The following is a 22826-nucleotide window of genomic DNA, read 5'->3' on the forward strand; positions in this document are numbered from 1 at the left end:
TAGGATAAAGTGATATCAAAAACTTTTTCACCATTAATAATCGTTGCTACAACCTCAATATCTTTATTTTATCTGGTTGATTCTTAATGGATTGTCGCAAGTAGCCCCACCACCTTTTATAAAATTGGTATTCTAAGCAAAGGAGAAGCTTTTTTATACTTTAGGAAAGTATAGAAGTTTATAGGTTTATAGTATAAGAAAAACTACAGCATTCACTATAAAACTTGGAGACAAGCAAAGTTTTCCTAATACAGAGATAGGTTGAAGAAGTTTCTTCTCATTGTACAGAACTGTTTTTTAATTGGAATAAAGTCAGTGCGTCCAAACCAGTTAAACGGCGGAAGAATATAAGAGAACATGAAACTTCACGAAACAAAGTAGTTAGTAAATACGTATCAGTATATAAGTTCAAATGCAGAAAAGATTTCGCCGTTATTTTTAAGCTAACAAGGGGCTTTGTGATATATCTTAACTTTCCTATAGTGGAAGCAAAACTACGTAAGCTATCGCCAAAAAGACTTTACGATATTCAAAGTTTTCTCATGAAAGGGGCATGAATATGGGAAACAATAAAAAGAAAGTAGATATCGGGTTGATTTTGGCGAATATGCTATTACTAGTCATGGTGATTATTTTAGCAACTTTGTTTATAGCCATACCATTTGTTATTTCCTTTGCTGTCATTTACCTTGCTCAAGTAATACCGTTCATTGATTTTCATTTTTATGAAGACTTCTGGGGGAACTTCTGGTTTTTTACAGGCTTCACACTGTTAAGCTTATTCATGGTAGCAATCATTGAAACTGCGATATTCATTGATCGAAAAGATAAAAAGTTTCGTTCTTTGGATGACATTGGCCCTAGCAGTTTGAAGGAATGGATTATTTTCTTAACGGTTTTTAGTGTGTATATGAATGCGTTTAACCTCTATTCTGAACGACTAGATACGAATTTTATTGGAGCTACAATCATAGGCTTGGTATTTGTTTTTCTACTATACGTTTTTGGGAAAATAATTGATCTATTTGCTGACGAAGAAGATACGGCGGATGTGATGGAAGAAAAATAGTTCAGAGTGGCGAAAGGGCTATTTCTGAACTAAATGTTGACTATGTTGTTGAAAAGGCAATGCTTCAAGCACAGTATACTGTGTTTTATCCGTTTTTGATAAGTAAGCATAACTATATTATAACTTGGGTATATAAAGAAAGTCGCAGGTGCTTGTACCCCTACGTCAATAAATAGTTGTCCGCTTTGAAGAGCGTTCAGCGTTTTATAATAGTGAATTTAAAGGGTAATCACCCACTCAGCCGGATAGCTAGGGGTGATTACTCTTTTTGCATGATCATAATTACAACCATTAGAAATGTTAAGGCTAATGATGCAAAATCTATAATAACATTTGCTATATCTGCAGTAATCACGAGCCTCCTCTCTATCTCGGAGGTTTTTGGCCACTCACCCAACTATAATATTATTATAGCAATGGATACTGTTTTCTTCTTTTAAGCTTTTCATAGACTTTAGAAAATGCTTCATACTTCTCCTTGAAGTTAGCTTTTAAAGTGCTATATCATCGAATTGATCATCAACTAGAAATCATTACTTAGCGTATTGGTCGAACTTTTCTGGATGCAGATTTATTTATCCTTTTACACGAGGATGGTTGGCTATTTAAATAAAGCAAGAGACACGTCCTATAGCTGTGTCTCTTCTGTGTAACTGGCATCCATCATTCAATGATGTCCCTCTGCAAAAGCAATATCAGCTGGCACATGTTCTCCTTGAAAAATTTGCTTATATTCATTGGGTGTATGGTTGTTTTCTTTTTTAAAAATCCTACTGAAATAGGTTAAGTCAAGATAGCCAACTTGTTCGGCAACTTCTGTGACTGTTAAATCGGATGTGCGCAATAATTTTTTTGCTTGTTCTAACCGATAATGTCGTAAATAACTTACGAAAGACATGCCGACGGTTTCTTTGAAAAAACGGCTTACATAACTTTTATTTAAATGCATGAATGCTGCTAATGAATCCAAGTTAATCTCTTCATAATAATGTTCATGGACGTATTGCATCATTTGAGCGGCGCTTTCTTTAATGGTATCGGTAACAGATTTACGTTCATAGTCTAATAAAGATACTTGATTTAGTGCCAAAATTGCCCGATGAATGGCAGATTTACATTCTTCGACTTTTAATGGCTTCACCAAGTAGTCAACTGCTCCACAACGAATTGCTGTTTGAATATGTTTAAAGTTTTCCTCATTGTCTATTAAAATAACTTTCACGTTTGGGTGGCGTTTAACGATATTTATCTTATATTGAAAAATTTCTTCACTCGATCCACTGACATCTAATATAAGCATATCAGGTCGTTGTTCTAATGAACGTTCATATGCTTTTTCAGCAGATAAGGCATCGTCAAGAAATAGGACATTAAAAAAATGTTCTGCAAAAATTTGTTTTAGAAATTTACGGTCTGCGTGTTCGGGACTAGCTAATAATACACGACACATGCTATCACCTCTCTATAGGTTCTCCTGATCTTTAGAACAAAACACTCTACTTCTACATGCTAATTCATACAGAATACATGTTTTTGGGAACAATGTGAAGGGGTGTAAATATGAAATATCTCTTCTATTATAAGTATAACATGATAATGGAGGTGATTTTAGGTTTATACATGCATCTATTTGTGAATTAATGAACTAATATCAAAATTGTCCAAAAATAAATATAAATAGTCCTAACAGTTTTTTTGTAAACGCTTTATCATAGAGGTATAGAAATTAATTGAAAAGGGGATGTCAAACATGGCAATAAATTTAGTGCAAGAAACTGTACAAACATATGAGGTAGAGACGCTAATTCAAAAAGCGAAACACGCCCAGCATATATATGCCAGTTTCACCCAAGAACAAGTCAATGAAATAGTAAAGGCTATATCTGTCCGACTAACAGAGGCTGCAGAGGACTTAGCATATAAAGCACATACTGAAACAGGATTCGGTAATGTGAAAGATAAAACGACGAAAAACTTATTCGCTAGTGAGCAAGTATACGAGAGCATTAAAGATGAACCAACCGTAGGCGTTATTGATCGAGATGAAATGAATAAAGTGATTGAAATAGGCGTGCCAATGGGAGTAATTGCAGCACTTGTACCGGTTACCAATCCAACATCTACGGTTATTTTTAAAACACTAGTGGCATTAAAAACAAGAAATGCCATTGTATTATCACCACATCCAAAAGCTGTCAACTGTATTGTTGAAGCTGCACGCGTTGTGGAAGAAGCAGCAGTGAACGCTGGAGCACCAAAAGGTTTAGTTCAAGTAATTGAGTCGCCAAGCTTAGAAGGAACACAAGCATTAATGCAACACGATGATACAGCATTAATTTTGGCAACTGGTGGTGGACCAATGGTAAAAGCTGCTTATTCTTCAGGTAACCCAGCAATTGGGGTGGGGCCTGGTAACGGTCCAGCTTTCATTGAAAAATCAGCTCATATCGAAGAAGCAATCGATCGGATTATTACGAGTAAGACATTTGATAATGGTACGATTTGCGCTTCAGAACAATCCATTATTGTTGAGAAAGGTATAAAAGAAGAAGTTGTAAAGGAATTGAAAAAGCGTAAAGCTTATTTTATGAACCAGGAAGAATCAGAAAAAGTATCTCACTTTATCATGCGAGAAAATGGCACCATGAACCCACAAATTGTAGGTAAAGCCGTTACAGAAGTTGCTAATCTATGTGGGATTATCATTCCTGCAGATACAAGTGTGCTTATTTCAGAGGAAACGACAATAGGACCTGATAATCCGTACTCACGTGAAAAGTTAACCCCAATTCTAGCAATGTACACGGTAAATGATTGGGATGAAGGTGTTACAACATGTAATACCATTTTAGAAAATGAAGGTGCAGGACATACAGCTATGTTGCACACAACAAATGATGAGTTAGTAGAAGATTTTGGTTTACGTATGAAAGCCTCTCGTATTTTGATTAATACACCGGGAACATTTGGGGGAATTGGTTTTTCTACAAATCTAGCTCCTTCCCTAACACTGGGCTGTGGTGCAATTGGTGGAAGCAGTATTACGGATAACGTAAGTGTTCGTCAGTTAATGAATATTAATCGAGTTGCGTATAATAAATAATAAAATGGTAGAAAAGCATCCAGACTTGTAATAAGCGAAGTTTGGATGTTTTTTTGTTTCTACTATAAGAAAGCATAAACAAGCCTATATAAATGGTAATATTCATGGTACGAATGTTGCTCAATGGGTTTAACGAAACATACAGTAGGAGTTAGATGAAAACTCTTACTGTATGTTTCGTTTATTTAAGTTTACTAAAAGTTTCCATAAACACCTATTAGGGTAAAGGATTATAAATGTGCCTAGGAGGAAAGATAATGACGTCGAAAGCTCAAAATAATGTAATAAAAAGAAAAACCTCTAGTGGACATCCTTGGCAATTCATCCAAATTAACAGATGAGCGAGGTTGTTTTTAGAAACTGTATCCATAATAAAGCTTCAGTTTCATACGGCATATTCGCCTTATATATGTTGCTAGTAAAATTCTATCATTATTTAAAAATTGTACAAAACCTTTATATATATTTCTACCCTCAGGATTCTTCATTTTTTTAAAAATCTATCTCATCTCACCAAATTTAAATCTAAAAAATTATAATATTCTTTATCCATTCTCGCATATTATTTTCATGACAGGTAATTTATCAAGTGAAGTTTTTAAAACGCATCCACTACTTCAGTGTTGACAAGTTTTATAAATGTTTTTCAACAGTTGCTTACTTCGTTCAGGATGTTTTTAAAAAGTTTAATGCTGTTAGAACAAGTTTTGCTGTTAAAACCGATATGGTCCTTATTAACTATTTTTTGTATATATAATTAGTAAATAATGCTATTTAACTAGGACTATATAACTGGTTGAACGCTTACATTTTAGTTTTTGTTTAGAAATCGTTGATAAAGTATGGAAATGGTGAAAATAATTTGAATGGATGGAGGAATTATTATGAAGGCTATTATTGTGGATGATGAACAATCGGCTTTAGACTATTTGGAACAACAGCTCAAAAAGATTAGTAAAATGTATGTTATTGGTAAAATAACTAATCCTATCCATGCACATAAAACTATTCTTAAAGAGGACGTGGACGTAATATTTTTAGATATAGGGTTGCCGGAAATGAATGGTATTCGTTTGGCTGAAAAAGTTTTAAAAGATAAGCCAAACTTACTTATTGTTTTTGTGACTGCTTATGATAAATATGCTGTAAAGGCATTTGAGCTTAATGCAATCGATTATCTAGTTAAGCCAATTCCACCTGAACGTTTGAAAAAAACAGTTGAACGAATAGATAATAATTTACAGTCATCTACAATTGAAAAAAATTCACCACTTTATGTAAATGTGCTCGGTCAATTCTCGGTTGAATCGGTTAAAGGGAAACGTGAATTTGTTGCCTGGAGAACGAAAAAAGCAGCGGAATTATTTTTATATTTATTACATCATAGAGGGAAAATGGTCAGAAAATCATTTTTAATTGAGCTACTTTGGCCTGACCTAGCATTAGAAAGAGCCAATTCATTGTTGTATACAACAATTTATTACGTAAGAAAAACACTGAGAAAGTATCATAGACATTTGAGATTACAAAATGTTTCTGATGGCTACGTTTTAGAAACAGAGAATATTATTTTAGATTTTGAAGAATGGAAAGAACAAATTAAAACGCTACCACCTTTGAATGAAACATCCGTTAATAATTATATTCAAGTATTGTTCTTATACAGAGGTGCATATCTACAGGGATATGACTTTTGGTGGGCAGAGTCAGAACGATATTATTGGGAGCAGATTTGGTTGACGAAAGCTTTGGAGATTGCGGCATTTTATCAAAAGAATCAAAATATGGCTGAAGCAAAACTATGGTATAGTTATATATGTAAAATTATCCCAGAAACAGAAAGTGCTCATTTTGCTTTAATGAAAATTTATGCACTTGAAAACAATCCTGCGCATGTGCATCAACAGTATGAATATTTGAAAAGCTACTTAAAAACTGAAGTAGGAGTGCTCCCAAACAATGATATTGTTGGATGGTACAACTCATGGAAGTCAGGCAGAAAAGTATTTTCTCATTAATGTTCAGAGGGGAATAGTATGAAAAGGAAGCACAAATTCTCTATTTTTTTACACTGTTTTCAGGTTTTATAGTATAAACAAAATAATAGCCACCGCCATAAAAACTTGTCGATAGTCAAGCTGTTCTACGGCATTTTAAATAAATGTTTAGAAAATGCAAAGGAGTATAACATAAAATAAAATGATATGTAATCTGTGAAGAATCGTTTTATTGGTGGTTAAAACTATCTTATGGACCCGTCTTTACTATATGAAAAATGTTTAATAGGTGTAAATAAGTGGTTATTCAGCTAAACGGTATAGCAATTTGAAACAATATCTTTTTCATAATTGTAAAGTTAAAAATCTAAAAATTAAAGATAAATTAACAAAAAAATCAAATTTGACTATTTTTTTCTAATATATTATAATTTCTATGAATAATAACAAGGTGGTGGTAGAAATGATTAAGTGCGTGGATCGCTATACTTCTGGGACAAAAAAATGCTAGTTAAAGTGAAGAAGCCAATTCTACAAATGAATTGGCTTCTTTTTACGGGGGGATTGTAGTGTCGACATATTGGTTAAAACAGCCTGATGTTCAGGTAGAAGAAACGGAACAGGGACAAATTATCTGTACATTGTTAAACCGTTCAGAAACCATTGTATATGAAAGTATGAGTGTATTTATAAATTTTTTAACCTATTTACAACAGCCGCGAAATTTTGAAGAACTTCTCGTTTGGGGAGAACAAAATGAAATTACAAAAGAAATGCTAGTAGAAACATTACAAACTCTAGTAAATGATAAAATCTTGTTAACTGGTAATCAACCTTGGAATTTAACAGGAGAAAGTAGATTGTGGAGTTATCTTGCTGCACAAACATCCTCGCTTGATCAGCTATTAGACAGTGAACGAGCATGGTGTTCAAGCCGAGTAGGAATCATTGGTGTGGGAGGCGTTGGAAGCAGAGTTGCTCATGAGTTAGCGGCAATGGGAATTCCCTCCCTAATTCTAATTGATCATGATAATGTAAGCACTCACAATTTAACTCATCAATCATTGTATCCTAAAAACACTGTTGGTGAATTGAAAGTAAACGTTTTAAAAAATATATTACATCATCGATATGGAACGTTAATAGAAACTGTGCATGACCCTATCACCCAAGATATTTCTGCAAACATTTTAGAAAAACTTAAAACATGCTCGGTTGTTATATTATGTGCGGATGAGCCTTCTGTAGATACATTAGCTGATTGGATCACGCCCCATCTTACAAAGAACAATATTGCGCATATTGTTGGAGGTGGCTATCATGGTCATTCTACTAGTACAGGTACAACTGTAATTCCGGGAGTAACTGGATGTTGGAAATGTTACGATTCGCTGGTGGAGAGAAAAGATATGCATAGTGTTTATCAACATATCCGTGGCATTTCTGGTTCTTTTAATCCGCTGATACAAATTCTTGTAAGTTTTATCATCTCGGATACAGTAGCTGTTATTACTAATTTAACAAGGCCTTTACTTGTGAATGGAATGGGTGATTTTGATTTAGAAACTGGAAAATTCAAATGGAGACCAGGTTCACGTAATGAAAATTGTGATTGGTGTGCGAATATACCAAAGTCCTATCCTAGTTTTATGAAATAAGTTTAAGTATGCTTGACTGTGTATAGTAAAGTGTATGTAATTTCTTTTAGTGAACAAAGGCTCAGGGCGCCCGTTTAGCAACGTAGCGAGTGGAACGAATCAACTAAAGTTTTAGGAATCATGCCACTAAAACAGAGGTATGTCGACGCACTAAGGCAAGCCCGTTTTTAGTCTTCCTTCCTATTTAGCACGAACCGATGATGACTTAGCGTAGGGCGATTCGTGAAGTTGCCTAGTTGCAGGGCGATGGAGCTGGACGTGGCTCATTGGGTTATTTGGTTATCCCATAGCATCTTTTATACTTTCTTATCTCTTAAAAAAAGAAGGAGGTCATAACATGTCAATCTTAAACTTTAATAATTTGTTGCAATTTCACTCTATTTTAAAGAATATCCCCTTTCAAAAAAAAGAAGAGCAACAATTAGCAGATCTTTTTTTGAAAACCATTGTTGAAACAGACATGAATTCGAATACACTAAATCCATTGAAATATGTACCTGTGATCAAGTCATTTCCCGCTTTGAACCAAAGCGCTCAGGAAATTAGTCATGCTTATAGTTTATTTGCAGAAAAAAGAAAATCTGCTTGGACCTACTTGTCCTTGTCCCTATACAACAAACAATATGATCAGATCATTGAACCGGAGAGTGATCGATTATTAAAATCGATAGAACCCGCTCATTCTAAAAATCGTATTATCATTGCTCCATTTCATATGGGTATGCATACGATGTCCATGCCGTTAGTTACACGTTATTTCGATAAAACAACAATACTCGTAAATAGTGATGAAATAGATATCATTCAGCAATGGATGTCTACATATCTTGAAGCATCATACAGTGATTCCATAGATATGGTTCCTGTACCTTCACATACAAGCCCTTTAAAATTTACTAAAGCTATTATGAGGGGAGCAACGGGTATTATTTTCCCAGAGTTTTCATATGGTATTAATCAAGAAGAAGAGGAAGTGCCCTTCTTAGGTGGGACATTTAAAGCACCAATTGGTGTTTATGTGCTTGCCAAGCGTCTGTCAGCAAAAGTATATCCTCTGGGTTCTATTTGGAATGAAGAGGAAAACAAAGTTCGTTTCATGGTTGGAGATAGTCTTGATCCCAACGCATTATCTCAGTCCACCTTTCTACAACACTTATTTGCACAAGGAGAAGAATGGATCGCTAAAAATCCTGAGCAATGGCTTTGGGATCATTTAATAGAGTAGACAACCTTGGATTTATAAAAAGATATTCTCTATGAAATATTCTATCTATAAAAAACATGGGTAGTGGGGAGTAATTCATCGTCCTTAAAAAATATTATTTCTTTTTAAGGGAGACTATAATTTTAGTAATGGTTTTACTTCAGTTAGTGGGGGGGAAATACCACTGATCGAAGGTTCATTTTATTAGTAGAAATGGGTTTTTTCGATGTGGATACTTTTAAAAAACAAATCGTTTACCAAGCTTTTCTTAGGGAAGATCGTTTCAAATATTGGTGATAGTATGTATGCTATTGCAGCAATGTGGTTGGTGTATGAGTTAAGTCATTCAGCGTTTTATACTGGATTAGCTGGGTTTTTGACAAGAATTCCGGATGTTTTTCAATTTCTGGCTGGACCATTTATCGATCGCTGGTCTTTGCGAAAAACTTTAATAATCACACAAGTATGTCAAATTATACTTGTGCTTATTATACCAATCGCTCACTACACCGGAGATTTAAATGTCTGGATGGTACTTATCATTATGCCAGTTATATCTTGCATTCAACAATTCTCGTATCCAGCTCAAATGGTTGCATTGCCAAAGTTATTGAAGCAGAATGAGTTGGTGAAAGGTAATTCTCTTTTTTCTTTTGCTAATCAGGGTATTGATATGACATTTAATGGCATTGCTGGAGTACTTATAAGTATAGTTGGTGCTGTTAGCATTTATTTGTTAGATGCTATTGTTTTTATGGTGGCGCTGCTTTTATTTTGGACATTGCCGGTCTTAAAAACGTATGAAAAAGAAAAACAAGAAAAACAAAAACTGACGGAGGCGTTTCAAAAGTATGGAAAAGACCTAAAGGAAGGATTCCAGTATGTTTTTCAATCCATTATAAGTAAGTTTTTTATTGCTACCATTATTGCTAACTTTTCTTTCGGTATCGCTTTGGCGGTAATGCCTGTCTACGCAGATTTTCGTGGAGGATCTACTACCTATGGATTTCTTATGGGTGCATTTTCTGCTGGATTCTTAATTGGAGCACTATTAAGCTCCGTTGTCGGTGCTTTTCCACTAGGCAAGACGATGATTGTAACTTATTTGTTTAGTGCCTTACTTTGGATAAGTTCTGCATTTCTTCCATGGGATATACCCGCTGTCATTGTGTATGGAATATCACTGATACCACTTGGTGCTACACAAGTACTACTATCAGCAACAGGGCAACGTATTATTCCAAGTTCACTACTAGCAAGGGTTTTTTCAGTTATTACAAGCTTGTCTTCTATAACGATGCCTCTAGGTTTTTTAATTGGTGGTACACTAGGATCCGTTTTCGGTGGGCAAATTATATTTGCTATCGGAGGTATCGGTATGCTCTCCATTTCATTTGTGTGGTTGATCTTATCAGAATTACGTCGAATCCCAAAAGTTAATGATATTACCCCAGAAACATATGGCCTTAAAAGATCAATTAATTAACTTTTACCTGAAAAACATTTTTTTCTTTACATTATAGGAAAGCATAAAATTTTGGGGTTTATAGTATAAGCAAAACTACGGTTTTCGTTATAAAGATTTGGCGATAAGTTAAGTTTTTTTTACAATACGGAAACATATTTTTCAAATTAAGGATTAATCATAAGCGTTAAAAAGCCTTACCTATCATTAGGTAGGGCTTTTTAACGCTTATTTTTTAAATGGAGATGAAAGTGTAGAGGATTTAATATTTCGAAATGTTTAATATTTGTTTAGAACGAGTCTTTAGAATATTTCAGGAATGGAAAGGAGGGAAGGGAACAGATTGATACTAAAAACTCTTCGTAAAAAAGTAGTTTTGTTTTTTATTGTTATGGTACTCGTGCTACAAGGGTTTACATCTACAATAGTTGGAGGTGAGGTAGACGATAAAGATCCGTACTTAGATATTCTTACAAATCAGGAGGCAACTACAGAGAGTGTAGTTGTGCAAGTTCAGGCGGAATTTTCCACATTTAGTATGCTTGAAATCAAACTGCCAAAAGGGGCTACGTATGATGAGGAAAAGACGAGTTCTATACAACAAGGAGCTACTTTAGATTACAATGCTAAAAAACACGTGTTAACGCTTAAAGGGGAAAAAGGTGTACCCGAGCAACAAATAGCGTTTGTTTTAAGTAATCTGGAACAATCTCATAACGCTTTAGCTATTACTGGAAAGTTAGATGGAAATGTAGTATTCGAAGAGGATTATTCATTTCAAGTAAAGGAAGTACCGGATAGTTCGAAACCTGAGAAAAAAGAGAACAAAGAAACCTCGCAAAATAAAGTAGAAAAAGAAAAGAATGAAGAAAAAGAAAAAAATAAAAAAGAAGCAGTAAAACCAGAAGCTGAAAATAAAGATTCTATAAAACAACAGGGGCAGCAACAGCAGTATCCATCGTATACTACACCTGCAAAATATATGGCAAAAATAAATACAAACTGGCCAAATCCAGGCTCATTAAAGTTATTAAAAGAGGCAAAATCAACTGATGAGTATGGAGAATGGGAGATAGAATTAACGGCTCAAGGAAAAAATTTAAAACAAAAATCAGATGTTGTTTTATTATTTGATCGTTCTAATACGATGTATGGGAGTCGTGTTCATAAAGCTAAACAGGCTGCACAACAGTTTGTTGAAAATCTTTTAACAGAAGATGCAACGACTAGAATAGCGTTAGTGCCGTTTGGTACAGAAGCAGACAGACATGTGGATTTTAAAGGCCATAGCGAAAAACAAGTATTGAAAAGGGCGATTGAACGAATCCGTGTAACTGGAGGACCAGATGGAGCAACGAATATCCAGGCAGGTCTCCATAAAGCAAAACAATTACTGAATAGAAGTAATGCAGACAGAAAAACGATTGTCCTTTTAAGTGATGGTGAACCGACATTTAGTTTTAGAGCGGGGAAGGCAGAGGGGTATACATGGCCGAATAATAGATATAACTTTATGCTCTCTGATTTTAATTATAATGAAATAATTGGTTCTGGAGCATCTTACTACTTAGGATGGGAATCATATTGGCTTGACGGGTTCAGAGTCAGAACAAATGGAATTGCAACTCTTTCTGAAGCAGTTCAGATTATGACTTCTGGCAACGATATATATTCCATCGGCATAGATGTGGGCGATTACGAAGAAGCAATATATGTATTAAAAAATAGCCAAAACAGAGGTTACTATGAAGGAACGGAAGATGAATTACAACAGATTTTTACTGAAATTAGTGCAGATTTGTCGCACTATGCAGCAAGTAATAGTGTTGTAACTGACCCAATGGGAGATATGTTCAACCTCGTAAAAGATGGCAGTTACAGTGGCAAAAACTTTTCAGCAAGTCATGGAGAAGTAAATTGGAATGAAGCAAAAGAAACGTTTACTTGGGATATAGGTGATATTAAGGAGAATGAAACGTACACGTTAAAGTACAAGGTGACTATTGATTGGGATAAAAACCCAAAAGGAAATGAACGATATCCAACGAACAAAGATACACCGCTAAATTATACGGATCCAAATGGCGACCCGCAAACAAAACCATTTCCAATTCCAGAAGCAGGAATTGATAAAGGAAAAATTATTAAAAAGGGTTATCGTGTAAATGTGGACGGAGATCCGATTGACCAGAATGGTAATGTCGTTTCTGATCCATCCTTAGCAGAGCAATTTTATGAAGAAGCCCATCAAGAAAATGATCAGCAAGAATTAAAGTTTAATGAAACGTATCAAGTAACAGCAAATGATGTGACTGATTATACATTGCATGTAGGTGAAAACCCAACACGTGTAAGTTTAAAAGCAGATAATCCAATAGAAAAGGTTTGGTTTGGTTACGTGAAAGAAACGGATCTGATTGCTGGTGATGTCACTGCAGAATATGTGGATGAAGAAGGCAATAAGATAGCCTCCAATGAAATTTTCACTGGTAAACTTGGTGACACATACACGACGAAGCAAAAGGATATTTCAGGATATACATTTGTAAAAGTAGACGAGGAAGGTGCTCCGGCAACTGGAAAGTTCCAAAAAGATCCGCAGACTGTCCGTTATATATACAAGCAAGAACTCGGAACATTAACGGTTCAAAAAGTGGATGAAAACGGTGAAACTTTACAAGGAGCGACTTTTGAATTAAAAAATGCTAATGGAGAAATAGTAGAATCTCAAGAAACGAATGAAGCGGGTATAGCAGAATTTAAAGAATTGTCGTGGGGGGAGTATGAACTAACAGAAACAAAGGCTCCAGAAGGTTACCGTTTGCTAAATAATCCTATCCATGTAGAAATTTCTGCCGAAAACCTTCATGAAGAGATTGAAGTAGAAAATAGTAAAAACGGTTGGATTTTGCCAGACACTGGTGGGATTGGAACGTTACTATTTTATGGATCGGGTGTTGGGCTAATGTTAGTAGCCATTCTCCTGTTTATACGAAAAAAAAGAAGAGATCAAACATCCAAAGAACAAATAACATCTACGGAAAATACGCTTTAAGGTAATGATGTATTTTAAAGCTATATATGTTTATAAACATCAAAATAAGATTATTCATGTGTGATTAATGAGAGGAGAAGTTAAATGAACGTAACGAAAAAAAAGAAAATAAACATCGCATTAATCTTTACTTTAATTGTATCCTTGTTACTTCCACAGGCAGCATTTGCCAAGGAAATAAAAGGGGATGAGGACAATCCGTCATTAACAATTCATAAGTTCGAACAAGAACCTGGAACAGCACCTGGTGAAGATGGAACAGGTTTACCTGGCCAAAATGCAGAAGGAGATCCAGTTGAAGGGGTAACATTTACGTTAAAACAAACACATCAATATAATTCGGAAACAGATAAGTGGACAGAGGTAGCTGATGGAAAAACGATTGAAAAACAAACTGGCGAAGATGGAATAGTCGTTTTCACCAAAGCAGATGAATTAGAGCTAGGTCGTTATGAAGTTACTGAAACAGATGGACCTGCAAATGTTATTTTAAATCCAGATCCATTTTTTGTTGATATCCCAATGACGAACAAAGATCGCACTACATTAAATTACGATGTCCATGTATATCCAAAAAATGAAACCGTTCGTTCTGCTGTGGAAATAGTGAAAAAGGATGAAGATGGAAATCCACTACCAGGTGTAAGTTTTATCTTATATAACGAAGACGGTACCCTTGCTGTAGATAAAGAAGGAAATGAGATTGGGGAACTAACAACAAATGAAGCTGGAAAAATTAAAGTGGATGGTTTAGCACAAGGAAAGTATTATTTCCAAGAGACGAAAGCTCCAGAAGGATATGCATTAAATACAACCAGAATTCCATTTGAAGTTAAAAAAGCTGGAGAAAATTTACAAGATATAGTAGTAGAGTGGACGACAGTCGATGGAATTGTCGATGAAAATGGAGTAGTAACAAACTATAATACTCCTGAAATTGACAAGGATGCTAATGGCGAAAAGAAATTGGATTTTGATCGTAATAAAGAATATAAGTACAACCTTACAATTAAAACACCAAAAGATATTAACAAATATAAAGCACTTGGTGTGACAGATACTTTAGATGAACGTCTAGAGTTTGTTTCTGAAGGTAGTATTGATGGTGGATGGAAGATTGAAGGTACAAATAAATCCAATGTTGATTTTAAGCAAAAAGGCCAAACATTAATTTGGGAAATTAAAGATCCGAGTCAATTAACCCCTGGTGAGGACGTTAAAATTACGTTTACAGCAAAAATTAAACCGGATGCCGAATTAAAAGAAGGCGAAATCGGCATTGAAAATACGGCTGATCTTCATTTCAATAACAATAAAGGATCTTACACAAGACCAGCTGATCCAGACAATCCTGACCCATACGAGCCATACGATCCAGAAGATCCAGATGAACCAAATGAACCAGGAGAACCAATAGAACCACCAAATCCAGAAGAACCACCAGTAGTAGTACCTACAGAAGGTGGTATAGACGTTATTAAAGTGGATGCTTCTGATAACAATGTAAAACTAAAAGGTGCAGAGTTTAAATTAACAGATATGGATGGTAATGTCATTGACACATCTAATGCTGGAGAAGTCGTTAAAGTAAACGGAGAAGCATTCAATGGCAAATTAGAAAACTTAGTAACTGGAGAAGATGGTACATTCTCTATTACTGGTCTCACACCAGGAACGTATCAGCTTCATGAAACAAAAGCACCCACGTATACTACAGAAAATGGTGAAGAAAAGCCATATCGTTTACTATCAAAACCTGTAGAAGTAAAAGTAGAAAATAATAAAGAGTTGAGTTATGAAGTTGAAAACTCGAAGTCACTTTGGGAACTACCAACAACAGGTGGTATTGGAACGATTATTTTCACACTTATTGGTTTAACGTTAATGGGAATGGCGCTTGCACTATATTTCCGTCGTAGAAAGCTAGAAGCTATTGCTTAGTTAGAAGAATGGTTGAATAGGAGAGAGAATTATTCTTTCTCCTATTTTCCATGTTACATATTTTTCTAAGGAATAATCATTTTTTTTAATTTTTTTTGATCTATAAGCTAAACATAATTTCCATTGTAGTGAAATACATTCAATAGTATAAAATTTATTTACGATAGGAAGGGAAAATGATGAAGCGAGTAATAATTATTATCATATTTTTAGTTGGATTGGGTGTCTTTTCCTATCCTATAATAAGTAACATTTTATCGACACAAGTACATCAATCTGTAGTAAAAGAATATGCTGAGACAGTTGAAAACATGGATGAAGAGGAAATTAAACAAGAAAAAAAGAAAGCAGCTGAACATAATAAAAAATTGGAGAATTCCGAAGTCGATTTTGTTGATCCTTTCTCAGAAGAAGGGGCGGAGGGAAATAAGGCAGCTGGAAATAAAAGTTATTACGATGCACTAAATATTGACCCAGCAATTGGAAGTATCGAGATTCCTAAAATAGGTTCAAACCTGCCTATTTATCATGGCACTGGGGAAGATGTATTATCACGTGGTGTGGGGCATATGGAGAATTCTTCCTTACCTACAGGAGAAAAAGGGACTCACAGCGTACTCACCGCTCATCGAGGTCTGCCTAGTGCGAAATTATTTCGTAATTTAGATGAGCTTGGCAACGGAGATCAATTCTATGTTAATGTGTTGAACGAAAAATATGCTTATGAAGTGTATGATGTAGAAATTGTTCTTCCACATGAAACGCAGTGGCTACAGACAGAAGATAATGAAGAATACATGACATTATTAACATGTGAACCTTATATGTTGAATACTCACCGGATGCTAGTGAAAGGAAAGCGAGTACCCTATGATGAATCAAAGGCGAAAGAAACAGAAGAAGTAACCGATACGTTTAACTATTGGTATATTGCAGGTGGTGCAGGCCTATTAGTAATTTTAATTCTTGTTTGGTGGTTGAAACGTCGTAAAAAAAAGAATAAGGTGGAAAGCTCATGAAGGGAAAAAAAGCAATCATCTTATTATTTGTAGCAGGTATTCTGATTTTTTTATATCCGCATGCAGCCAAACTCGTCAACAGTTACTTACAAAAACAACAAGTTGATCAATTTCAGGCTGACTTAGAAGAAAAACCCGAAGAGGAAATAAACAAGCTTATGGAAAAAGCTTCTGCATGTAATAAAGAAATCTTTTATGATAGTTCAGGTTTTCGTGATCCATTTCTTGATAATGAAGAAAAGCTGGCTGAATTTAAAAATTGTCTTGGAATAGACGACGATGAAGTGTTTGCGGCTATCGAAATTCCAAAACTTGGAGAGATGATTCCAATTTTTTTAGGAGCTACAGAAGAAACCCTTGATAAAGGGATTGGGCAAATTGAAGGCTCATCATTGCCAGTTGGTGGTGAGAGCAATCATACCGTCTTAGCGGGGCACCGAGGTATGGGAACGAAAGCCATGTTTCGTAATGTCGATGAATTAAACGATGGTGACATTTTCTATATCCATACTATGACCGATACGTTAACTTATCGTGTGTACAGTCAACAAGTGGTTGCTCCTGATGAAACGGACCCACTTGAAATTCAAAAAAATCGGGATTTAGCTACTTTATTCACCTGTCACCCGTATCCAACAGACAGAGAAAGGTTATTAATACAGGCGGAAAGAGTGAAAGAGGACGAAAAAAAGAAAAAATCAGAATCTAAGCAATAAGGTTTTTTAACGTTAATATTTGGTACTGTAAGATTTCCTATTAGAGAGTTAACGTAATTGAAAACTTTAAATAAGAGATAAAACAGTACCTTAAATTGGTTTTGAGCGACTGTTTAGAAACAAGAAATTACAATGGTTCCCATTTAGACCACTAACTATCATAAAAAACTTTTTCTTTATAACTTTTAGATTCTTAAAAAATGTCTAAAATCAATGGTTAAATAAGTGTAAATAGAGTTTATCTTATACAAAGTATAAAATAAGGTCCTTGGGATAAGGAATTAATTTAATAGCCATGTCTGCTCCCCACCCACCCCTTAGGTGACTTAACTTCATTTTCCTAAGATAAATCATCACTGTTCGTCTCCTTACCGTGATTTCTTTATCTCATAAGATTTAGCGATAAGTTAAGTTTTTCTACGTATTTACATAAGCCCAGTTGTCAAAGAAGCGTTTTTATCAGCATTGATCTGCTAATCGCCACCAAAGCATCGTACTTAGCAATCCAAACGCACTAGTGAAAAGTAAAATAATTAAACTGATTTCTTCAACGATATATGCTTTGTTGCCAGCTGCTCCACTAGCAAGGGCTGGGATAGACCAAGGGAAATACGCACCGTATCCTGCTACTGCAACTATTTGTGCTAAGATGAGTGTGAAAATCATAAATCCAAGGGGGGATAAGTATCCGCGACCAATACTTGCAACAAAAGCGACTGGTGTAGAAAGAAGTACGGTCAATGTGGCACAAAGACCAAAGACGATGATGCCTTGAGTTACTATTTCCTTTGATCCTTGCGGTAAATCAAGCATCATTCCTACAAGTAGTCCAACCAATAAAACAAATAAAGATAAGATAAGACACCAAATAAAGGCTGTTAAAAACTTTGCCAATACAATGGTACTTCTAGATAGTGGTAGTGCTAATAAATCTTTTATCGTTCGATCGGAGTATTCTCTGCCAAAGATCCAACTTATAATAAAACCAAAAATAATTAATCCGCCAATGGAAATTGCTTGTGCAAGTAAGCTAAGATAAGAGGACCAATCCGCTGACCCCATTATTTGTGCTTTGGTAGAAATAAAACCAAGGCTTTCAGCAAAATCCGGATGCTTTAACACGAACATGAAAAAACCACCAATAAAAGGTATGAGCATAAATGTAAGCAAAGTTATTAAAGGGATTTTTGAGTGAAATAACTTTTTAAATTCAACGGAAATGCTGACGAAAAGTTTATTCATGTTGATCGCCTCCAAATTCTTGAATGGTTCTTAGAAAATACATTTCTAAATCCTCTTCTACTACTTGTAGTAATGTTGGTGGGTGCCCAGCATTTACAAGTAATGTAGCAATTTGCCCAGGGTCATGTACTGCATTTGCTTCCTTCATTTGAAGTGGTGAGTTTTCTTCATTATCCGTAGAAACCTTATAACCTGCTGTCAATAGAGTGTGTTTGATTGCTAACCTATTTTTTCCATCTAGTAGCAAAGTTTTGTGCAACTGTTTTTCCAGTTGTTCACCAGATATTTTTTTGATTAGCATCCCTTGATGTATAATGGCTATATTTGTAGCTATTTTTGAAATTTCATCCAACTTATGGCTAGATATGAGAATGGTTACGCCTCTGTTTTGGGCTAATTCCTTCAGAAGTTGACGAACTTCAACGATGCCAGCAGGGTCTAATCCGTTCGTCGGCTCATCTAATATTAAAATAGGAGGATGGTGAAGTAGCGCTTTTGCTATTCCAAGTCTTTGGTTATTTCCCATAGATAGTTGTTTTGTTTTTTTAGCAGTGTAGGCTTCTAATTTTAAGTTTTTAATGATCCAATCGACACAACTTTTGTCTCTAATCCCTCTTAGTTTGCAGATAACGTCAAGGTTTTCTCTTACCGTTAACTCTGGATAGGAATAGGGTGTTTCCACCATATAACCGACATGACGCCAAATGTCCTTATTTTTAGAATGAACTTTTTCTCCATTGAGGTAGCATTTTCCAGAAGTAGGTGTGATCATACCTAATAGCATTTGGATAGTTGTCGTTTTTCCAGCACCGTTTAAACCTAAAAAACCATAGATTTCGCCTTTCGCAACAGATAAATCAACGTTATTAACTGCAAAGGTTTGCCCATATGCTTTTGTTAGATTTTCTGTATAAATAACGTCAATCATGTCTCAACCTCCTCTATAATTTGCAGAGCGATTCCCTTAATTAAAAGCTTTAGAACTTCATCAAATTCTTGCTCACCGATTTCTTCCATGTACATCATGCTCATGAAAATCGATCTTAATGAAGCTGCGACAACACGCTTATTTACATGGTCTTTTATCTTTATATAAGAAAAAACTTGCTCCATAAACATATCATCTAATGAGTGGTGGTTCATTATGATGTCTGGCGGGATTTTTCTCATGAGGTACTCTAATTCTTGCTGTTGAATAAGATTCATCAGAAAAGATTGTTTTACATTTTGATATAACTGAAAAATGAAATTAGTTAACTGCTCCACTCCTATGGTAAGCTCTTTCTCAAGTCTGTTTGCTAATTCTTTCATGAGTGATTTTTGATAGTCTTCTAAGACGTAAAAAAACAGGATTTCTTTCTTGGGATAAAATTTATAAAAGGCACCCTTTGATATGCCAGCTATTTGGACAAGGTGATCGACGGTCGTTTTCCTAACGCCATACTTCCCGAGGCATTCCTTTGCAGCCTGTTGCAGTTTTCCTCTAATTATTTCTTTTTCGTTGTTGGAGAAAGCGGTAGCCAAATTTATACCTCCTTATGTACTGTGTGACTAAAATTGTTTATTTAGTCATATGATATACATTAGTCCTTTTGTTGTCAACACAATGATGTGAGAATAAAGACGCTCCGAGCCTTAGTTTCAAGATAAGAAAGTATAAAAATTAGGTGCTTAAGTATAACGAAATAACCGAATAGCGACTTCACTCCATTGCCCTATGATAAGTTATTATCAATGTTTAAAGTCGCTAGTAGGTTGGTTAAAACAGGACAAAATTTGCACCTCAAACTATCGTCTAGCTTTGTGTACTAAGCTTTTTTCTGGAAGGTATTACAACGAATCAAAATTTTACAATCTAGGGATAGAATAAATTATGGAGCTAGCGTATTTTTGTTAGATATCATCCTATTAAATTTTTTCTGCGCCTATTTTTAGAATGAATAATTAGGGTGAAATAAAAAACAAGCCGTTCACTTAGGAAGGCTTGTTTGGGAGAAACTTAGCTACCTATTATTTTGTGAAATCTACTCTCTTTGCTAACCAGTATATCACTATTCCACCAATCGTCATGGATAATAGTTCCCCGATGCCGACGGTTAACCATGTATAAAAGAAAGGCAAGTCAAATAGGAGCGTTAATTGTGTTGCAACTGTGAACATGGAGACAGCAAAAATAATAGCTGTTGTAGCTATTTTTAGTATGTCATTTTTCATTTGTTGGGTTACATGTCTACAAAAAATTAACACAAGAAAAGTAGAAATGCTACCAATTGGAACATCAAAGAACCAAGTAGGGGACATGAAATTGGCAATAACAACTCCGAAAGTGACGGCAATAACGTAACGCTTATGATACAATGCTAGAAAATTAAACATTTCAGATAAACGAAACTGAATAGCACCAAAACTTATTGGAGCGAGAGAAATGGTAACAATCACATAGAGGGAACTAATAATGGCAATTTTAGTTAGCTCGGAGATCATCGTTGGTGAAGATGTTTGAGATATTAACTTATGCATTTATATTTCTCCTTTGTAAAATAGCATCTAGCTATTTTAGTAATAACTGCAACCAAAGAAGGAAGTGTTGCAGTACATCTTTGTTATGTTTGCTACACTATTATATTAGAACGAAACAGCTTGCGCAATAATAGAATTATTTATTGGTCCATCCGCCGTCAATAGGAATAACGACACCATGCATATAATCAGCAGCCCTACTTGCTAAAAAAAGCGTGAGCTCACCTACTTCTATGGGGTCTGCCCATCTCCCAGCAGGTGTCTGATTCGCTACCCATTCGGCGATTTTTCCATCTCCAGAAAAATCCGCTTTGTTCATTGGCGTTTTAATCGCACCTGGTGCAATCGCGTTAGCTCGAATTCCTTTTCTGCAATAGTCATAATCCAATTGTTTGGTATAACCTATAATGGCATGCTTAGAAGCAGTATACGCAGCACCACCGCCACCAGCAACAAAGCCTGCAATGGATGACATGTTGATGATAACTCCGCTTTCTTGCTGAAGCATATAAGGAAGTACGACGTTGGTTACAAGGTAGGTTCCTTTTACATTTGTGTCCATAACCTTATCCCATAACCATTCTTCTGTTTCTAATGTAGTTACATATCCATCCAGTATCCCCGCTGTATTTAGTAAAATATCAATGCGTTCAAATTTATGTAATGCGTGTTGCACAGCTCTTTGGACAGACGCTTTATCCGTAACACTTCCTAACGCATAGGTGAATTGTCCGCTATATTGTTCTTCCATTTCTGCTAAGTTTTTTTTCTCTTTATCGAAGACAAATACATTAGCGCCATTTCTTAGAAAACAGACAGCTTGCGCTTTTCCTATACCCGAAGCGCCACCAGTGATAAAAACAGTTTGTCCTGTATATTCATCAAACTTCATATACAACCTCCAAAAACATTCATATTATTCAATGATGGTCCAGTCGTCAGCAAGAATATCACATACAGTAGGGGTGAACATGGTATAGCCTTCTCCAGAGACATTGATTAAAAAGTATGGATGAAGCTTTTCACCATCGTGCTTACTTTCTTCAACGAGCTTTACATATAATTCGGCGCCATTCCATCCACTACGAATCACTTTCTTACCAGATTTTAATTCAGGTAATACTTCTTCAAATGTCATATGTGTTTTTCTCCTTTCATTCTGTTTTTCGCCACTTTGAAGTGAGGGAAAAACCCTCACTGTTTATGTGTAATAAAAGTGACATCAAATATTTTAATAGGAATAAACGTGTATCGTGCTATTGTATTATTTTAATGCTTGAGCTAGGTTTTTGGCAAACTGTTTAATTTGCTCCCAACTTCTACTTACAATTTGCATATCCTCTCTTAAAAGATCTAACTCTTCTGGATTTAATATACGGACATCGTCCAGCAAGTTTTGGTATTTAGAGTTCATGAGGTACCAGTAATTTGTTAAATTTTGGATGGAATCGATAGCTGTATCAATTTTTTGAACCATATTTGTTAGTTTACTTTGTATGTCTGTTATCGTAGCTATTTCTTTCTCAATCCCATCTATTTTTGCTTTTAGTTTGTCTATTTGATATTCTGCATCTCGTTTATCACTTGTAGCGTTATCAATCTCAATTCCTCCCCAAATACAGCCAATCAGGGAAGCGCACGCTAATGAACCAGCAGCTATTCTATAATCAGTATTATCAATGACATCATTATAATAATTAATTTTTCTCTTTAAAAGAGGTATATCAGCCTGTGAAGATGATATGGCTTGGACTTCTAATTGATTAGAATTGTTCTTGAAACGTTGTGTATCCTTCGTTACATTATCTCGAAATTGGTTTAAATTTTTAACTAATCT

At 35.2% G+C, this 22826-nt stretch carries 17 protein-coding genes and 1 pseudogene; 10 read left to right on the forward strand and 8 right to left on the reverse strand.

Features of this window, described 5'->3' with window-relative positions; all coding sequences use genetic code 11:
- The first annotated feature begins 559 nt into the window (after positions 1-559).
- On the forward strand, positions 560-1069 hold the full coding sequence (locus tag HLX49_RS03085) for a hypothetical protein (protein WP_296360780.1): 510 nt from the start codon (positions 560-562) through the stop codon (positions 1067-1069).
- A gap of 667 nt (positions 1070-1736) precedes the next feature.
- On the opposite strand, the gene HLX49_RS03090 is transcribed toward HLX49_RS03085, so the two are convergent.
- Entirely contained in the window at positions 1737-2519 is a 783-nt protein-coding gene (locus tag HLX49_RS03090; protein ID WP_077705870.1) for a helix-turn-helix domain-containing protein, read from the reverse strand.
- 300 nt (positions 2520-2819) lie between these two features.
- On the opposite strand from HLX49_RS03090, the gene HLX49_RS03095 reads away from it, so the two are divergent.
- The 9 genes from HLX49_RS03095 (at position 2820) to HLX49_RS03135 (ending at position 17227) form a co-directional block, all read left to right on the forward strand.
- Positions 2820-4172, forward strand: coding sequence for an acetaldehyde dehydrogenase (acetylating) (locus HLX49_RS03095; protein WP_296360781.1), 1353 nt, complete (start codon positions 2820-2822; stop codon positions 4170-4172).
- Positions 4173-5056: 884 nt separating this feature from the next.
- On the forward strand, positions 5057-6190 hold the full coding sequence (locus HLX49_RS03100) for a response regulator (protein WP_164085280.1): 1134 nt from the start codon (positions 5057-5059) through the stop codon (positions 6188-6190).
- Positions 6191-6738: 548 nt separating this feature from the next.
- Positions 6739-7827: a ThiF family adenylyltransferase gene (locus HLX49_RS03105; RefSeq protein ID WP_101932488.1), complete on the forward strand. Its 1089-nt coding sequence runs from the start codon at positions 6739-6741 to the stop codon at positions 7825-7827.
- A gap of 337 nt (positions 7828-8164) precedes the next feature.
- Positions 8165-9052: an LpxL/LpxP family acyltransferase gene (locus HLX49_RS03110; protein WP_164085279.1), complete on the forward strand. Its 888-nt coding sequence runs from the start codon at positions 8165-8167 to the stop codon at positions 9050-9052.
- Between the two features lie 205 nt (positions 9053-9257).
- Positions 9258-10517 (forward strand): MFS transporter, encoded by a 1260-nt coding sequence (locus tag HLX49_RS03115; RefSeq protein WP_296360782.1) that lies wholly within the window; start codon positions 9258-9260, stop codon positions 10515-10517.
- A gap of 322 nt (positions 10518-10839) precedes the next feature.
- Positions 10840-13551 carry a SpaA isopeptide-forming pilin-related protein gene (locus tag HLX49_RS03120; RefSeq protein WP_296360783.1) on the forward strand — a complete coding sequence of 904 codons (2712 nt, stop codon included), beginning with the start codon at positions 10840-10842 and terminating at the stop codon, positions 13549-13551.
- 84 nt (positions 13552-13635) lie between these two features.
- A complete protein-coding gene (locus tag HLX49_RS03125; protein WP_077705850.1) occupies positions 13636-15492 on the forward strand; it encodes a SpaH/EbpB family LPXTG-anchored major pilin in 1857 nt (618 codons plus the stop codon).
- Positions 15493-15668: 176 nt separating this feature from the next.
- On the forward strand, positions 15669-16511 hold the full coding sequence (locus HLX49_RS03130; protein ID WP_296360784.1) for a class C sortase: 843 nt from the start codon (positions 15669-15671) through the stop codon (positions 16509-16511).
- Positions 16508-17227, forward strand: coding sequence for a class C sortase (locus HLX49_RS03135; protein ID WP_296360785.1), 720 nt, complete (start codon positions 16508-16510; stop codon positions 17225-17227). Before HLX49_RS03130 ends, HLX49_RS03135 begins: the two co-directional genes overlap by 4 nt.
- Positions 17228-17686: 459 nt before the next feature.
- On the opposite strand, the gene HLX49_RS03140 is transcribed toward HLX49_RS03135, so the two are convergent.
- The 7 genes and pseudogenes from HLX49_RS03140 to HLX49_RS03170 form a co-directional block, all read right to left on the reverse strand.
- Positions 17687-18469 carry an ABC transporter permease gene (locus HLX49_RS03140; RefSeq protein ID WP_296360786.1) on the reverse strand — a complete coding sequence of 261 codons (783 nt, stop codon included), beginning with the start codon at positions 18467-18469 and terminating at the stop codon, positions 17687-17689.
- Positions 18462-19397 (reverse strand): ABC transporter ATP-binding protein, encoded by a 936-nt coding sequence (locus HLX49_RS03145; RefSeq protein WP_296360787.1) that lies wholly within the window; start codon positions 19395-19397, stop codon positions 18462-18464. Before HLX49_RS03145 ends, HLX49_RS03140 begins: the two co-directional genes overlap by 8 nt.
- Positions 19394-19993: a TetR/AcrR family transcriptional regulator gene (locus HLX49_RS03150; protein ID WP_296360788.1), complete on the reverse strand. Its 600-nt coding sequence runs from the start codon at positions 19991-19993 to the stop codon at positions 19394-19396. The genes HLX49_RS03145 and HLX49_RS03150 overlap by 4 nt, the downstream gene beginning before the upstream one ends.
- A 486-nt stretch (positions 19994-20479) precedes the next feature.
- Complete coding sequence (locus HLX49_RS03155) at positions 20480-20989, reverse strand: QueT transporter family protein (protein ID WP_077705833.1); 510 nt, start codon at positions 20987-20989, stop codon at positions 20480-20482.
- Positions 20990-21125: 136 nt separating this feature from the next.
- Complete coding sequence (locus HLX49_RS03160; protein ID WP_296360789.1) at positions 21126-21881, reverse strand: 3-oxoacyl-ACP reductase; 756 nt, start codon at positions 21879-21881, stop codon at positions 21126-21128.
- Between the two features lie 24 nt (positions 21882-21905).
- On the reverse strand, positions 21906-22127 hold the full coding sequence (locus HLX49_RS03165; protein WP_296360790.1) for a DUF2829 domain-containing protein: 222 nt from the start codon (positions 22125-22127) through the stop codon (positions 21906-21908).
- A gap of 126 nt (positions 22128-22253) precedes the next feature.
- Positions 22254-22826, reverse strand: a pseudogene (locus HLX49_RS03170) (hypothetical protein); the annotation flags it as partial.

This window comes from Virgibacillus sp. (assembly GCF_013393565.1).
In the GTDB taxonomy this organism is placed as follows: Bacteria; Bacillota; Bacilli; order Bacillales; family Amphibacillaceae; genus Virgibacillus; species Virgibacillus dokdonensis.

Excerpts from the sequence above, each read along its gene's own strand:
- HLX49_RS03085 (WP_296360780.1), top strand. The coding sequence starts at position 560 with ATGGGAAACAATAAAAAGAAAGTAGATATCGGGTTGATTTTGGCGAAT.
- HLX49_RS03090 (WP_077705870.1), bottom strand. The coding sequence starts at position 2,519 with ATGTGTCGTGTATTATTAGCTAGTCCCGAACACGCAGACCGTAAATTT.
- HLX49_RS03095 (WP_296360781.1), top strand. The coding sequence starts at position 2,820 with ATGGCAATAAATTTAGTGCAAGAAACTGTACAAACATATGAGGTAGAG.
- HLX49_RS03100 (WP_164085280.1), top strand. The coding sequence starts at position 5,057 with ATGAAGGCTATTATTGTGGATGATGAACAATCGGCTTTAGACTATTTG.
- HLX49_RS03110 (WP_164085279.1), top strand. The coding sequence starts at position 8,165 with ATGTCAATCTTAAACTTTAATAATTTGTTGCAATTTCACTCTATTTTA.
- HLX49_RS03115 (WP_296360782.1), top strand. The coding sequence starts at position 9,258 with ATGTGGATACTTTTAAAAAACAAATCGTTTACCAAGCTTTTCTTAGGG.
- HLX49_RS03125 (WP_077705850.1), top strand. The coding sequence starts at position 13,636 with ATGAACGTAACGAAAAAAAAGAAAATAAACATCGCATTAATCTTTACT.
- HLX49_RS03130 (WP_296360784.1), top strand. The coding sequence starts at position 15,669 with ATGATGAAGCGAGTAATAATTATTATCATATTTTTAGTTGGATTGGGT.
- HLX49_RS03135 (WP_296360785.1), top strand. The coding sequence starts at position 16,508 with ATGAAGGGAAAAAAAGCAATCATCTTATTATTTGTAGCAGGTATTCTG.
- HLX49_RS03140 (WP_296360786.1), bottom strand. The coding sequence starts at position 18,469 with ATGAATAAACTTTTCGTCAGCATTTCCGTTGAATTTAAAAAGTTATTT.
- HLX49_RS03145 (WP_296360787.1), bottom strand. The coding sequence starts at position 19,397 with ATGATTGACGTTATTTATACAGAAAATCTAACAAAAGCATATGGGCAA.
- HLX49_RS03155 (WP_077705833.1), bottom strand. The coding sequence starts at position 20,989 with ATGCATAAGTTAATATCTCAAACATCTTCACCAACGATGATCTCCGAG.
- HLX49_RS03160 (WP_296360789.1), bottom strand. The coding sequence starts at position 21,881 with ATGAAGTTTGATGAATATACAGGACAAACTGTTTTTATCACTGGTGGC.
- HLX49_RS03165 (WP_296360790.1), bottom strand. The coding sequence starts at position 22,127 with ATGACATTTGAAGAAGTATTACCTGAATTAAAATCTGGTAAGAAAGTG.